Genomic DNA, 15,113 nt, shown 5'->3' with positions numbered 1-15,113 from the left:
TTACGGGCTGATATTTTGTAATTGCGAATACAAAATAGTTATATTATGTTAAGATTATATTATTAGATATAATAATGTGGGGGTTCAGTATGTGGGATAGAGTTGAATTAAAAACAAGAGCTAAGGCGGTATTGAAAAAATCCTATTGGAAGGCATTTTTAATCAGTTTAGTTATTATGTTTATTGGTGGAAGTGAAAGTGGTGGCGGAAATGGAACAGGTTCTAGAGATGTTAAATGGTCTGCAGATAGGTTTGGTATTCAGTATGAGTCAATAATTACAATAGTAATTATTTTTGTTATAGTTGTGTTTTTAATAAGAGTATTTTTAGGATATGTTTTAGAAGTGGGTGGAAGAAAATATTTTATACGTGCAGCAGAAGATGATGTTAATATGGGATATTTAGGATTTGCTTTTGAAGGGAACAGATATATAGAAATTATTAAAGCAATGCTTTATAGGGGAGTATTAATATTTTTATGGACATTATTACTTATAATACCGGGTATTATAAAAAGCTATGCATATAGAATGGTACCCTATATTTTAGCTGATAATCCTAATATAGGATATAACAGAGCTGTAGAATTAAGTAATGAAATGACAATGGGGCATAAGTGCGATATATGGATATTGGATTTATCTTTCATAGGGTGGTATTTCTTAGGTGCACTAGCTTTAGGGATAGGAACATTATTTGTTAGACCTTATGAAGATTCTACAAATGCAGAATTGTATTTAAAATTAAGGGCAATTGCTATAAATAATGGCATGTGCACATATGAAGAACTTAATCTTAGAAAAGAAGAAGTTTTTTAAAATACTTTACTAGATAGTTAAATTTTGTAAGAATAAAGAGTTTTTAAATGGCCAGTTGAAGTGAAAGATTTACTTCAACTGGCTATTATTTTTGTTTACAATGGTTTTTATCCTAAATTCCCATAGTATATATTTTATAACCTGTCCAATATGAAAACATACAAGTAGTCAGTAAATAGGTTATAATGAAACAAATAAGGTGAAGGCAAAAGGAAATGAGTCTATGATTAAAAAGTATTTTTATAATCTTAATTATCCACAATATGAAAAAGATATATGCGACATGGAAGTGAAGTATTTATTTCAGGAGGAAATAGCAGATAAATATATATTTTCTCACAGAGATATAAAACCATCAAGAAGTCCATTTGTTAAAGAAAAAATATCAGTGAAGTATGCGGAGAAAACTCTGGAGGATATAGTTAAGAGAATAGTTGAAGATAAAATATCTTATGAACAATTTAAGGTGTGTTATATAAAGGTTGAAGGTGGAGATATAGAGTATAAAGATAGATTACAAAGTGTAAGAGAAATTGGATTAGTGGTAAATGGTCAATCTGAAATGCATAATCCTAAGGTGTTATTAGGTATAACAAAAATAGAGGGTAAGTGGATATTTGGAGAATATGAAAAGAATGATTGTAAGTGGCATATTCATGATAGAAAGCCACATTCATATTCAAATTCATTAGGATTAAGATTGTCTAGAGCCCTTGTTAATATAGCTATAGGAGATAAATTAGATATTAAATTAGTAGATCCTTGTTGTGGTGTTGGAACAGTTGTTATTGATGCTATGTCTATGGGGATAGAGGTTAAGGGGTTCGAAATAAATAAACCTATCGCTAAAAATGCTAAAGATAACTTAAAGTTCTTTGGTTATGAAAATGTAATAACTACCATGGATATGAGGGCAATAGATGAAAAATTTGATGTAGCTATTATAGATTTGCCTTATGGAGTGTTTACACCAACTACAGTTAAGGAACAAACAGACATTATTAGAACTGCACGAAAGATTGCAGATAAATTAGTTTTAGTTACTTTTGAAGATATGGATAATATTATTAAAGAAGCTGGATTTGAGATAGTTGATAAGTGTTTTCTTTGTAAAGGTAAGTTTAAAAGACATATAAATATATGTTATTAATTTTATATTCATGATTTAAAAAGGTGAAACATAAGTCAATATTTTGGGGCAGTATCTTTTATGTAAGAATTTTTATAGGTGAAATATTTGAGCTAAAATGTAAATATTAGTGCTGAAGAAAGTTATAGTAGAGGTTAGGAATATGGAGGAATATATGAAGGCTTATGAAGAATCCGTAAAAAAATATATTTCTAAAGAACTAAGAAATAAGAATTTATCTGATAGTAAAAAAAGAGAACTAAAAATTGTAAGAGATTTATATATAAGTAACAAAACAAAAGAGCAGATATATGAAAAGTATGATATTGAGAGAACTACTTTATGGAGAATGGAAAAACGATTTCTTGAAAATTATTTTAAAAGAGAGATTTATGCAGATATAAAAGAGAAGAGAAATAAATTATCTAATATTCAAAAGTCTGCAATGGAGAGAGTATTAAAAGATATTCCTTTTAAGGGTGGAGTACCATATTTAGAATGGGAAAAGGAATTGTTAAAGAAATATATAAATCACGAGTTTGGGGTAGAATATAGTGATAGACAGTGCTATAACATTTTGAAAAAATATTTATCCTATTATAAAACTCTAGAGGAAGAAAAAAACGATATTATTAAAGACTATGATACTTGTTGTTGTGTAGATATATTTAAGGTGGCTAATCAAAGTAATAAAGCAGAAAATGAAAAGAAGAGAAAGTTATATGGTAATAAAATTATTCTTAGAGAAATTAATAGAAATATTTTTGTAGCTATAGCCGTTAGCCATAAAGTTACGGGGGTTTCTAAATCTTTTTCAACCAGTGATTTTTCTGCTAAGATATTAATGGATTTATTGGTTACTGAGTTAAAATGTAAAGGGAAATTATTATTGATTTTTGAGAAGAATGTAATAGCATTTAATGATGTAATAGAGTTAAATGATAAGTATAAGAATATAGATTTTTTAGTGGTGGATAAGATATATAATGAAAAAAACGACTTAGAAGAGAGAAGAAAGAATATAAAATATGAAGCAGCGGCTTTAGATTTTCCATTAGGAAGCAAATATAAAGTTAAGCTGAATAAAATAATAAAAAATAGTTGATAAAAAAGTTGTTTAAGTGCCGATTAATGGTGTTTTGAGCGACTTTTTTTGTTGCACTTAATTTCATAAAGTTAATCTCAAAAAACTCTTTATTTATGGGTGTTTATTAATGTTAATCCCCTTCTAGGGTAGGAAGTCCTGGCTAGGAAGGGGAGTTATATTTCAGGGTTTTAAAAGGTGTATTTGATAATATATAGATGTAGCCAAGAGCTAAGTAAAAATATTTAAAATAGGAAGGGAGATATTAAGATGTGCAGAGAAGACAGAGATGACAAATGGGATGAATACAAATATGAAGGAGGTAGCATGTCTAGAGAAGAGTTTGAATATCAATGTGATGTGGATGATTATGGTGCTGATGAAAGTGACAATGATCCTTGGGATGAGTAAGTTAAAGGCAAAATTAAAATATGAAGCAGAGGGATTAAGAGATAGCTTAGAAAGTTTTGTTTTTAGTGAATATATCAAAGGAAATGAATCAGCACTTCATAAAATTGATATTAAGAAAATGGATAATGATTTAGGTTATATATCTATAGCTGTATATGAAGAAGAAGATAAAAATATATTAAGTGAATATAAAAATTTACTTAATAATTATAGTAAACAATTGGGGTTACCCCATATTAGATTTTAACTTTAAATAAAGAAGTGAGTGCTTGTACAAAATTCATAGACACTTTGTATAAGCCTCATTGAAAATATATATTAATTAGATTGGAGAGATAGTTTATGAATAAGAGATTTAAAAGAGGAGAATTAGTTTGGGTGGATTTTGGAGATAGAAATGGTAGTTGCCAAAGAGGGAAAAGACCAGCAGTAGTAGTGCAAAATGATACCGGAAACAGATTTTCTACAACTACTATGGTATTACCAATAACTAGTATCAAGAAAAACAAATTGCCTGTTCACTGCTTTTTAAGTAAGGATTATGACGTGGCTGCCTTAGGAAATGTGGTAATGGCTGAGCAGTTAACGGTTATTGATAAAAGTCAAATTGTTTTTGTGGGAGATATGCTTAGTGAAGAAGATTTAAGACGTGTAAATAGAATCATCTCAATTCAATTAAGCTTATCTGTAAATATTGCATAAATAATTATTTCTGCAAATCGTTTTAACATATGTATTGTTTATTAAAATTAAATTTTACAGTGTGTTCAGATTAAATTTCTTACAATAAGAGTAAAAAAACATTTCATATGTAATACATAAAGGTTAGATTTGTGAAGAAATATACTGCTTAAGAGAAAAATAATCCATTATATTTTACATATTTACGTAACAAAGGATACGGAAAAAATTCTATTAAGTTATGTATAATAAACTTATATTGTTATAGATAAAATGGAGGTTAATTAATGAAAATTGCTATTTTGGTTAGAGAAGAAACTATGGAGAGATGTTCTTGTAAGGGATGTTTAAGTGCATTTTATAATAAAAAGGATTCCTTTGAAGGTTACGGTGAAGATGCAGAACTTATTGCTTTTACCCATGTAGGGGGAGATTTAGATCATAAGATTAGTAGAATGATTGAAAATGGTGTAGAAGTTGTACATTTATCTAGCTGTTTAAGAGGAAAGTCTGAGGAGTATGAAGAGATAGGAAAACGATTGTCACAATACTTTCATGTTGTAGGATATACTCATGGCTCAGAGGTTGGAAAAACTAAAACTGCCATAAAAATAAAAAAAGGTGAGTTATTGTAGCAAAACTATAGATGGATTTAGTAGGTATTGTTTTGATTTTTACAAAAAAACTTGAAGTAAAACAAGGGAAATTTGAATAAGTATATTTAATTAAAGCTTTGGGTAATATAATATCCAAGGCTTTTTTTAGATGTTATATTAAATCTTAACTTAAATATTATGAGTAGGAAAAAATGATGATAATAATACTTTAACATTTCATAACAAAATAAATATATATTTACAATAAACATAGAATATTCTTAAATGTGAAAAAAATGAAGGAGAAAAAAATGTAGATTTCTCTTTTAAAATGTCGGAATCTTTGTTATAATAGCAACAACCCTCAGTTTAGTGATGACAAGTCTGCTAAGAATAGCAAATACAAAGTGGTTGTACACCGTTTTATGAATCTGTTATGATACAAGCTTTCATGATGGGATATTGATTAGTTGCATGACAATTGCACACGCAGTACAAGCAAGTTTCATTTATATTTATTAACAAATTTTAATTATACTTATGAAGAGGAGGAAAAGACTTTGAAAAATCTAATTAACAAATGGAATCAAATGAGTCTAGTAAAACGAATTATTATAGGTTTAATCATTGGTATTATTTTGGCTGTAACTATTCCTGATGTAGCAAAGCCAATCGTAATTTTTGGTTCTTTATTTGTAGGTGCTTTAAAAGCAATTGCACCTGTGCTGGTTTTCTTTTTAGTTATGGCGGCTATATCCCAACATAGGAGTGGTCATCAAACCAATATGAAATCAATTATCGTTCTTTACCTTTTAGGAACATTCTTAGCTGGACTTGTTGCTGTTGTTGCAAGTTTTATATTCCCAGTAACAATAACACTTGCAGGGGGAGTTGAAAATGTTACCCCACCTGGAGGCGTGGTAGAGGTTCTAAAAGCTTTACTTCTAAATCTTGTTGATAATCCAGTAAAAGCACTCTATAATGCCAACTATATCGGTATATTATCTTGGGCGACACTCCTTGGTCTTGCTTTAAGAAATGCTCCTGATTCTACTAAAATCATGATTAATAATTTTTCAGATGCAACATCCCAAATGGTAAAATGGGTTATTAATTTTGCTCCATTAGGGATCATGGGTCTTGTATTTGATGCAATCGCTACAAGTGGTATAGCGTCATTAATCAGTTATGGACGCTTACTTGGTGTTTTGATTGGTTGTATGGTATTTACGGCTCTTGTAGTAAATCCAATCATCGTCTTTGTGAATATTCGTAGAAATCCATATCCACTTGTATTTAAGTGTTTAAAGGAAAGTGGTATTACAGCATTCTTTACACGTAGTTCGGCAGCAAACATTCCTGTAAATATGAGCTTGTGTGAAAAACTAGGTTTAGATAATGATACCTATTCAGTATCAATCCCATTAGGGGCTACTATCAATATGGGTGGTGCAGCTATTACAATTTCAGTGTTGACACTTGCAGCGGTTAACACACTTGGAATTCCAGTTGATTTCACTACCGCACTAATCTTAAGCATACTATCCGCTGTATGTGCTTGTGGTGCTTCAGGTGTAGCTGGTGGTTCATTGCTACTAATACCTTTAGCGTGTAGCTTGTTCGGTATCCCAAATGATGTGGCTATGAAAGTAGTAGGCGTAGGATTTATTGTAGGTGTTTTACAAGATTCTTTCGAAACTGCACTTAACTCATCAACGGACATACTTTTCACAGCAACGGCTGAATTTGCACAATGGCGTAAAGAAGGAAAAGAAATAAATATAAATAAATAAGAATTAAATTCTATGAGTAAAAGGGTGATAGCAAGAAATTTTGTTATCACCCTTATTTATATGAATATATTTATTAAAATGAAGGGATTGAACCAACTTTACTAGATTTCTTATAATAATTTAATTTCCGTTATTTAGCAGTGATGTATTTTAATTTTAATATGAATAAAGTGTAAAGTTTACTATTTATCTTTCGATATATGTAATAATAACAATTTATTTAAAACAGAAAAATAAGCATCAACGGGGGGATAAAATGAAGAAAATATCAACGAAGATAACGGCAGTTTCTATAAGTATTAGTGTAATGATAGTAATAATGCTTGTGGGGTATACAACTTACAAAAGTTATTCCATGGGAAAAGAGTCTATAAATCAACTGGAGCAGGTATTAAATAAGGATTATGATGAATTAATTAAACAACAAGTACAAAGTGCTATTAGTGTATTAGATACCCAATATAAATTATATGAATCTGGAGTTATATCCCTGAAGGAAGCGGAAAATAATGGAGCTAATATATTGAGGAAAATGAGATATGGAGAAAATGGATATTTTTGGGCTGATACCTATGAAGGAACAAATGTAGTTTTACTAGGTAAAGATGTAGAAGGAAAGAGTAGAATTAATGATGTAGATTCAAAAGGTTTTAAGCTTGTTGAGAATATAATTAAAACGGGAAAACAGGATGGTGGAGGATTTACAGAATATTATTTTCCTAGAGAAGGTGAAGCTGAGCCATTACTTAAGAAAGGGTATTCATTAAAATATGAACCATTTCAATGGGTTATAGGAACTGGGAATTATGTAGATGACATACTAAAAGAAATTGAAACAGAAAATGTAAAAATGACAAGTAAGATTCAAGAGACGGTTAGAAATACAATAGTTGTTTCTATAATATTAATAATTATATCAATGTTAGTTTGGAGAAAAATAGCTAAAGCTATTTCCGAGCCAATAACTGTGGTATCTGAGCATTTAATACATATATCAGAGGGGGATTTAACAAAAGATATACCCGAAAAATACGAAAAAAATAAAGATGAGATTGGTGTAATATTTAAGGCGCTAAGCACAATGAAAGAATCTATGAAAAACGTAATTGAAGAAATAGTAAATAATTCGGATGTAACGTTACAGATTGCTAATGGGATAGATATAAATTTAAATAATTTAAAAGAAGAAATAGACACAATTGCAGCAACAACCCAGGAACTTTCAGCGGGTATGGAAGAAACAGCAGCTGCTATGGAAGAGTTTAATGCAACAACAGATGAAATGAAAAATTCCGTTGAAAATGTAAGTAATAAAGCTGGTGAAGGACTAAATGAAACTATAAATGTAAAGAAAAAAGCAGATGCAATTAGAGAGGATTCTATTAATTCATTAAATAAAAGTAATGAAATACATGGTGAAACTACAAATAAATTACAAGAATCTATAAAGAATTCTGAAAGCATTAAAGATATTTATAAATTAACGGATACTATATTAAGTATATCTCAACAAACTAATTTATTAGCTCTAAATGCAGCAATAGAGGCAGCTAGAGCAGGAGAAGCTGGAAGAGGGTTTGCAGTTGTTGCTGATGAAATCAGGAAACTTGCAGAGAATTCAAATACTGCTGCTAATGAAATCCAAGGTATTACAAAAGTATTATTAGATGCTGTGAGCAATTTAATTAGTAATGCTAATGAAACTTTATCATTTTTAGAAACTGATATTAAAGCTGATTATAATAAATTTATATCAAATGGCGATGAATATGGAAAGGATGCAGAAAACTTTAGAAGTATTATTGAACATTTCAATAATATTTTACATGAATTATTATTAAATGTAGATGTTATTACATCATCAGTAGAAGATGTAACTAAAGCCACACAGGAAGGTGCAGAGGGAACAACAAACATAGCACAGAAAACTATAAACATTGCAAATACTACTGAGGATATATTAGGTGATTCAGAAAAACTTATGGAAATATCCGAAAAATTAAAGGTAAGTGTAAGTAAATTTAAGATATAAAAAATATTTATAATTTTATATCTTAAATTAGTATTAATATTACATTTTGTTGGAAATTACTATTGGTACTTTTTCAGTAGTAATTTTCATTTTAATATAAATTAATATTTATGAAAGTTTTGTAAAGTAAAATTTAACAATACAACTGTTTAATATAAATGATTTTTAGTATATAATCTATTTTAGGAAATAAGGGTTTGGATATTTTAAATATTCAAGGCCTTTTATAGTTTCTTATGTAATATGTATAACAAATATTCATTTGTATAAGATTTAGATTGGATAGAGCCCTTTGTAACAACGCTATGCTGATGATGAGTGGGAATTTATGAAATATAAATCTTAAAGAAATTATAACAATATAGTCTATTGCAAAAACTTAGATTATAAATATTAGAGTGTATTTTTAGTCTAAGAATAAACTTAAACATTAAATATAAATTTTAAAAGAACTACGGAGGAATAAACATGAAAGAAAAAAAAGTAAAACTATCAAACTTTAAATTGGAAAATTTTTTAAGTTATTTAATAGAAAATGAAGAGTTTCTTCCAATAGCTTTTAATCTAGGAATTATAGACAAGCTATGTGATGGTCCAGATTATTTATCTACTGGCAACATGAAAAGGGAAGAAAAGATAGAAACATTTTTAAAAAAATTATTAGAAGAGGGTAAATATATATATACTGTTTTTGCATACCAAGGTGTAGGGGCAGAAGATGATGCTTACTTTATTAATGGGGAAAAAATATATAATCAACTTCCATGGAATTATTCATCAGGTGTAACTAATGAAGAATGTGCAGAGTTAGATATAATAGATAGTGGAGATTATAGATTTGCATTAACGGGAGATTTAGGTCTTGTGCTAAAGGTTGTAGGTGAAGAAATAGTTATTAATTCATCCTACTGTGAGGATGAGATGAGAAGTGACTGCATAATAATAGAAAACTGTGGAGAAATTGATGATATGATGGAGAAATTCTTAGAAGAATTTATTGAAGAAATAGGACTAGCTGTATAAAAACAGGTGGATATTATGAATGAACACATATTATAATAATAGGCTATAAGAAGGGGGATTCTTATAGCCTATTATTATTCTCCAAGTATGAGAGTAATAAATATATATATATTTATTATAAGATTATCTATCTACTAACTTATTCATATCAAGTGCCATATTTTTTAATCCTTCCGCATTTCCAAAGAGTTCTTGACTCATGCCAACGGTTTGATTCACGGAAGAGTTAATAGAATTAAAGTTTTCTATAGTATTTTTGGTAGATTCATATATATTATTATTAAAGGACACTACGTTTTTAGTTTCACTTAATAAATTATTAGTTAAGCCATTTATGTCTCTAATGTTTTCAGTGGAAAGCTTAAGTTCATCCATCATGGTTTTTATGCTCATTACTACAGTGTTAATTGAACTATTTCCATTATTAATCTTGGTTGAGTTTGTTGTCATCATTGTTTCTACATCTTTAATTCCTTGTTTAAACTCATCGGTTATAGTTTTAGCATCACTTAGAGAATCTCTAGTGCTTTCTGCTAATTTGCGTATTTCATCTGCTACCACTGAAAAACCTTTGCCCATTTCGCCCACTCTAGCTGCTTCTATGGATGCGTTTAATGCAAGTAGGTTAGTTTGATCAGATATTTGGCTGATAATCAACATTATGTTATCAATTTCTTTAGATTTTTCATCTAATTTTTTTGTAGCATCAAAGGTATAATCAATACTTTCTTTTATTCCTAAGATTATATCAAGAATTTCGTTTAAGGATTTTTCATTTTCATTAGAGATTTTAATTAATCCCTTCGATTTTATTTCTGTATCTTTAGTTTTATTTGCAATTTGCTCATTAGTATTTAAAAGCTCGCTTAGTATTTTATTATTTTCTAAAGAATTATTTAACATAGTATTTGAATCATTACATACTGTTTCTGATGTAACTGCAAGCTCCTCAAGATACTTTGTTTCTTCTTTAGATATGGCGGTTAAAACTTCACTAGAGTTAAGTAGATTCTTAGTAAATTCTGTGATCTTTAAGAATAGATTATTTATATGTTCATTGCTACTCATTAAATCTTTTTCACTTTCACCGATAGAGGATAGCAATTTGGAAGCGAATACTGTGTAAATTATTATTCCAAAAGATATTAAGGTTATAGCTACAATCCTAAGGCTTAATTCTCTTACAAAGAATTCTCCAGGTAAACTTATAGGATTCATTATGAATATTATAAGTTGTGAAATTACACTAAATATAATAGACATTAGATTCATTTTATTGTCTAAGAAAAAGGCACCTAGTAAAATAAAGTAGAATACTATTATCCACAATTCCTTTGAAGGAATTGATAATCCCATGTATATGTAATTTATATATGTAAGTACTAATATTACAACCTTTAGTATTTTAAACATTTTTTCATTGAGTCCAGATTGAGTAACAGTTTTATTGTACATAACCTTAAAAATCATAAGTTCTACAAATACGATTACCCATAAGCCACAAATTAAAGTGAAACTGACATCGTCATATTGGCCAAGTAGCTTCATTCCAGTAAAAAATATAGAAGCAAGTATAGCGCTAATTGAATATATTATTAAAACATATTTTAAACTTTGTTTTTGATAATTTACTATTGTGTTATTTTCATTATTCATCATCATAAATCCTTTCTTTTACCATTTATAAAGGAGTGCACATATACTATATCCAGATGCTACTGAGCAGAATACAACTATGTCATCCTTGTTAAATTTTTCATATTTAAGTCTATCATCCAATGCCATTATAGGACTTGTACATCCAGTGTATCCATACTTATTTCCAATGAATGTAGATTTACTGTCATCACCATCTAATTTAGATATTGTTAACTCTAAATCTGCTTTTGAAAATTGAGACATGAAATAATGAGATACATCATCAATTTTATAGTCATTATCTGTTACTAATTTTCTTATGCATTCATTCCATTTTTCAGATAAAAAGCTAAAGTCAAAGGGTTTCCACAACATTTTTTTATCTTCAGCCTCGATCTCGCTATTTGTAACCTTAGACATTCCGCATGCAGGCATTGTTATTGACCAGTGATAATTATCATCGGTAAGGGTTATAGAATCTAAAAGTCCTCTTTCTTCATTTTCTTCTCTTAACTCTAGAATTACTGCTGCGGCTCCATCAGCTGCACATCCATAGGCTACGATGTCATCCTTTCTTGCTAAGGGGCTAATTAGAAGTGATCCTACTACAAGTACCTTCTTATATTTTTTATGGGTCTTGATGTATCTACTTGCAATATCCATAGCTGTAAGCATTCCGGTACAATTTGAATTTACATCAAATACGCTTGATGAGTTGATAGCATTTAATTTATTTTTTATCAACAGTGCACAACAAGGGGATAAGTATTCTGGCGTATCTGATACGGAAATAATCATATCAATATCCTCTGTAGATATACCAGCTTTATTTATAGCTATTTTACTAGCTTCTAGTGCCATTGTTATTGAAGTTTCACCTTCTTCTGCAAAGGTTCTAGTCTCGCGTCCTAAACTATCCATTAATGCAGCTGCATGTTCTGAAGAACCATAAGGTTTAAAGTGGTTAATAAGGTCCTCGTTACTGGCTAATTTTTTAGGGTGGTATGCTCCAACTCCTGTAATATGTACATTTTTATACATAATAACCTCCATATTAATATAAAATTTAGATAAAGGATTAATTAAGTTTCGTACTTTACCTATATTAATTTAGTAGTCTGACAATAAAAAAATTTATTTAATTTATAGTTTTATGTGGTTAGATTTTCATAAGTTTTTTATTAAAAGCTTAAGTGAAAATACGTAACAAAAATAAAAACATTCATCGTTACACTTTATATTTATCGTTACATTTTTAGTTTGCTTTATACTAAGTTGTATTATTTTTTATGTTTTTATAAATAATGTAAGAGGTCATTATGAGTTTTTAATGATAAACTAACTATAGTAAAACAGAATTGTAATTATTTTATTAGTAAAAAAGGTTGTCTCAAAATATATTTCAATTATCTTGAGACAACCTTTTTTTTATTAAATTATTTTTAATGTAGTATTTAAAACACTATTTTATTATTTGTTTGAGCAGATTTTACAAATGTTAATGGTATTACCATCAGCATCTTTTTTACTCCAAACTAACCTTACCCTTTCTCTACCACATAAAGGGCAAGTACCTCTCCAACCAACTATCTTTTTAATAACTTTACCTCTTTTTTGTTTACCCATTTTTTATCTCTCCTTTCATTTACAATAAAGTATATTAAGAAAAATAAAAGTTATGACTAAATAAAAATAGGTATGTTATAAATCATATATATCGGAAAATTCTAAATTGCATTTTTCAATCTTACTGTTATCAATACCCTTACTAGTTACAGAACTATCCATATTTTCTGCAGTTCTGATGGGAAGTTTAAATGTGAACTCAGATCCTTTTCCTACTTCACTTTTAACTTCTATAGAACCATCATGCATTTCTACTAAAGATTTTACTAATGATAATCCAATTCCGCTGCCTTCACACCGTCTTGTTAAAATGTTGTCTACTTGTCTAAATCGCTCAAAGACTAAGTTTAAATTCTCCATGGGAATTCCTATACCATTATCTTTTACAGATACAACTACTGTATCATTAATTATATTTAAATTAACATTTATTAAACCGTTTTCATAAGTATACTTGATTGCATTAGATAGAAGATTTAACATAATTCTTTCTATTTTATCACAATCACAGGCTATTATTTTCTCTTCTATATCTGTATCGAAAATAAGTTCTATGCCTTTATCCTCAACATAATTAGCTACGGATATGGTTATATCTTCTACTATATTTACAATATTATGATTTTCTAGATGTATTTCATAATATCCAGTATCTATTCTAGACATGTCGATGAGATTATTTACAAGTCTTAATAATCTATAGGAGTTTTGTTTAATTGAATTAATATATTTATTTATATTTACCCCATTGTATGACTGTATATTTTTATCTTTAACATTATTATTCATTAATTGCATTGTTGCTAAAATTATATTTAGAGGAGTTTTAAATTCATGAGATACATTAGCAAAAAATTCGTTTTTAATGCTTTCTAGGTGTAAGGCATCTTCATACTTTCGTTGTTTTGCTTCAATGTTCTTTCTTTCTGTTATATCTCTACCAGTAGTAATAAATATGTTTCGTTTAGATACATATTTAAAACTCCATTCTATCCATCGTAAATCTCCATTTTTACAAGTAACTCTATTTACTAGTTGGTTCATACAAGGATAATCTTTTTTATCTTTTATGAATTCAAGACTATGATTTAAATCATCCTTACAAATAACATCTATTAAATTCATAGATAGGAGTTCTTCTTCACTCCATCCAGATAAGGTTGTCCATCCTGAATTAATCTTGTGAAATGCACCACTATCATCTATTATTGCCAGTAGGTCTACAGCAGTTTCTAAGAAGGCTTCAAGCTCCTTTTCTGCTTCCCTGCATTTCTCAAATTCTGTTGTTAGTTCTTTAGATAAATAATTATTTTTAATTAATATTCCAATTTGATTACACATGGTCTTAATAAAAGAATCTTTTTCAAATCTAGGAGGATTATCTTTTTTGTAACAAATATTTAATATTCCTAAAAACTCATCATTAAACATAATATTATAGGTTCCCATATATGTTACATTAGAATTTACTAGATTTTTTATATTGATTAAATTAATTCCTTCATTAATGTGTCTAATTTTATTAAAAATATCACTGTTTAAAGTCTCTAAAAGATTCTCTTGTGAGATTTTTATAGTAGCTAGAGCATCTAATATATCTTGGCTTATACCCATGTTAAAGGCTGGGACTAGAAAACTAGTTTCTTTATTATATATACAAATGCTTATGCCATCACATTTTAGGTATCTTACAATATCCATTTTTATATTGTTAAATAGAGTATATTCTTGATTTTTATTATTGATTATAATTGAATCTAAATCAGATAGTTCATCGTAACTTTTTGCAATTTCTACATTTAGTTTCTTATTTAGGGTTGTTTCGTTTAAAATACCACCAGTATATTTAACGTTACCATCCTTATCTAACAATGGTGTTTTATAAGTTTCAAACCATTCAAAGTTATCATTATCACTTTTCGTGCATTCTTCAAGAAAAATGGAGTTTTTTGTTTTAATTACTTCTTTGTCTAGTTTATCAAAGCAATTACACAATTCTTTACTCCAAAAATCCTTATGAAATTTTCCAATAATATCTTCTTTATTAACATTTAGTAAAGAAGCATAGGCTTTGTTAGCATATATATATTTTCCATCCAAGTCTTTAATCCAAGAACTAACTGGTAAGTTATCTAGAAATATTTCAAGATCTTCTTTGGTGAATAGATCAGGTTTCTCTACTTCATTCAAGGTCTTTTCCATATTTTTCTACCGTCTCTTTCATTTTAATTAATTATTAAAAAATGAGTCATATTTATAATTTTTTAATAATTTTAAGCATT

The 15,113-nt window shown here is 28.5% G+C and carries 14 protein-coding genes; 10 read left to right on the top strand and 4 right to left on the bottom strand.

Going from position 1 to position 15,113, the window contains the following annotated elements:
* The first annotated feature begins 89 nt into the window (after nucleotides 1-89).
* From RSD37_RS01115 to RSD37_RS01070, 10 genes are all read left to right on the top strand, one after another.
* Nucleotides 90-818 (top strand): DUF975 family protein, encoded by a 729-nt coding sequence (locus RSD37_RS01115; RefSeq protein ID WP_346944851.1) that lies wholly within the window; start codon nucleotides 90-92, stop codon nucleotides 816-818.
* Between the two features lie 223 nt (nucleotides 819-1,041).
* On the top strand, nucleotides 1,042-1,968 hold the full coding sequence (locus tag RSD37_RS01110) for an SAM-dependent methyltransferase (RefSeq protein ID WP_346944850.1): 927 nt from the start codon (nucleotides 1,042-1,044) through the stop codon (nucleotides 1,966-1,968).
* 154 nt (nucleotides 1,969-2,122) lie between these two features.
* A complete protein-coding gene (locus tag RSD37_RS01105) occupies nucleotides 2,123-3,052 on the top strand; it encodes a hypothetical protein (protein ID WP_346944849.1) in 930 nt (309 codons plus the stop codon).
* A gap of 249 nt (nucleotides 3,053-3,301) precedes the next feature.
* Complete coding sequence (locus RSD37_RS01100; protein ID WP_346944848.1) at nucleotides 3,302-3,442, top strand: hypothetical protein; 141 nt, start codon at nucleotides 3,302-3,304, stop codon at nucleotides 3,440-3,442.
* The gene (locus tag RSD37_RS01095; RefSeq protein ID WP_346944847.1) at nucleotides 3,411-3,689 is read left to right on the top strand and encodes a hypothetical protein; all 279 of its coding nucleotides are present in this window, start codon (nucleotides 3,411-3,413) and stop codon (nucleotides 3,687-3,689) included. The genes RSD37_RS01100 and RSD37_RS01095 overlap by 32 nt, the downstream gene beginning before the upstream one ends.
* Nucleotides 3,690-3,784: 95 nt before the next feature.
* On the top strand, nucleotides 3,785-4,144 hold the full coding sequence (locus RSD37_RS01090) for a type II toxin-antitoxin system PemK/MazF family toxin (protein WP_346944846.1): 360 nt from the start codon (nucleotides 3,785-3,787) through the stop codon (nucleotides 4,142-4,144).
* A gap of 266 nt (nucleotides 4,145-4,410) precedes the next feature.
* Nucleotides 4,411-4,758, top strand: coding sequence for a CGGC domain-containing protein (locus tag RSD37_RS01085; RefSeq protein ID WP_346944845.1), 348 nt, complete (start codon nucleotides 4,411-4,413; stop codon nucleotides 4,756-4,758).
* Between the two features lie 521 nt (nucleotides 4,759-5,279).
* A complete protein-coding gene (gene sstT / locus RSD37_RS01080) occupies nucleotides 5,280-6,512 on the top strand; it encodes a serine/threonine transporter SstT (RefSeq protein ID WP_346944844.1) in 1,233 nt (410 codons plus the stop codon).
* 256 nt (nucleotides 6,513-6,768) lie between these two features.
* Entirely contained in the window at nucleotides 6,769-8,544 is a 1,776-nt protein-coding gene (locus tag RSD37_RS01075; RefSeq protein ID WP_346944843.1) for a methyl-accepting chemotaxis protein, read from the top strand.
* Between the two features lie 468 nt (nucleotides 8,545-9,012).
* Complete coding sequence (locus RSD37_RS01070) at nucleotides 9,013-9,567, top strand: hypothetical protein (RefSeq protein WP_346944842.1); 555 nt, start codon at nucleotides 9,013-9,015, stop codon at nucleotides 9,565-9,567.
* Between the two features lie 123 nt (nucleotides 9,568-9,690).
* Here the strand turns inward: RSD37_RS01070 and RSD37_RS01065 are convergent, their stop codons facing one another.
* The 4 genes from RSD37_RS01065 to RSD37_RS01050 all read right to left on the bottom strand — a co-directional run bounded on the left by RSD37_RS01065 (nucleotide 9,691) and on the right by RSD37_RS01050 (nucleotide 15,033).
* Nucleotides 9,691-11,223, bottom strand: coding sequence for a methyl-accepting chemotaxis protein (locus RSD37_RS01065; RefSeq protein ID WP_346944841.1), 1,533 nt, complete (start codon nucleotides 11,221-11,223; stop codon nucleotides 9,691-9,693).
* A gap of 18 nt (nucleotides 11,224-11,241) precedes the next feature.
* Nucleotides 11,242-12,246, bottom strand: coding sequence for a ketoacyl-ACP synthase III (locus tag RSD37_RS01060; RefSeq protein ID WP_346944840.1), 1,005 nt, complete (start codon nucleotides 12,244-12,246; stop codon nucleotides 11,242-11,244).
* 429 nt (nucleotides 12,247-12,675) lie between these two features.
* Nucleotides 12,676-12,831, bottom strand: a complete 156-nt coding sequence (locus tag RSD37_RS01055; protein ID WP_346944839.1) for a hypothetical protein — start codon at nucleotides 12,829-12,831, stop codon at nucleotides 12,676-12,678.
* 75 nt (nucleotides 12,832-12,906) lie between these two features.
* Complete coding sequence (locus RSD37_RS01050; protein WP_346944838.1) at nucleotides 12,907-15,033, bottom strand: ATP-binding protein; 2,127 nt, start codon at nucleotides 15,031-15,033, stop codon at nucleotides 12,907-12,909.
* Between the last annotated feature and the right edge of the window lie 80 nt (nucleotides 15,034-15,113).

Origin of the sequence: Clostridium sp., from assembly GCF_036646415.1 — a bacterium.
GTDB lineage: Bacteria > Bacillota > Clostridia > Clostridiales > Clostridiaceae > Clostridium_J.
Note: the sequence above shows the minus strand (reverse complement) of the source record. Positions and strands in the feature narration are given on the sequence as shown.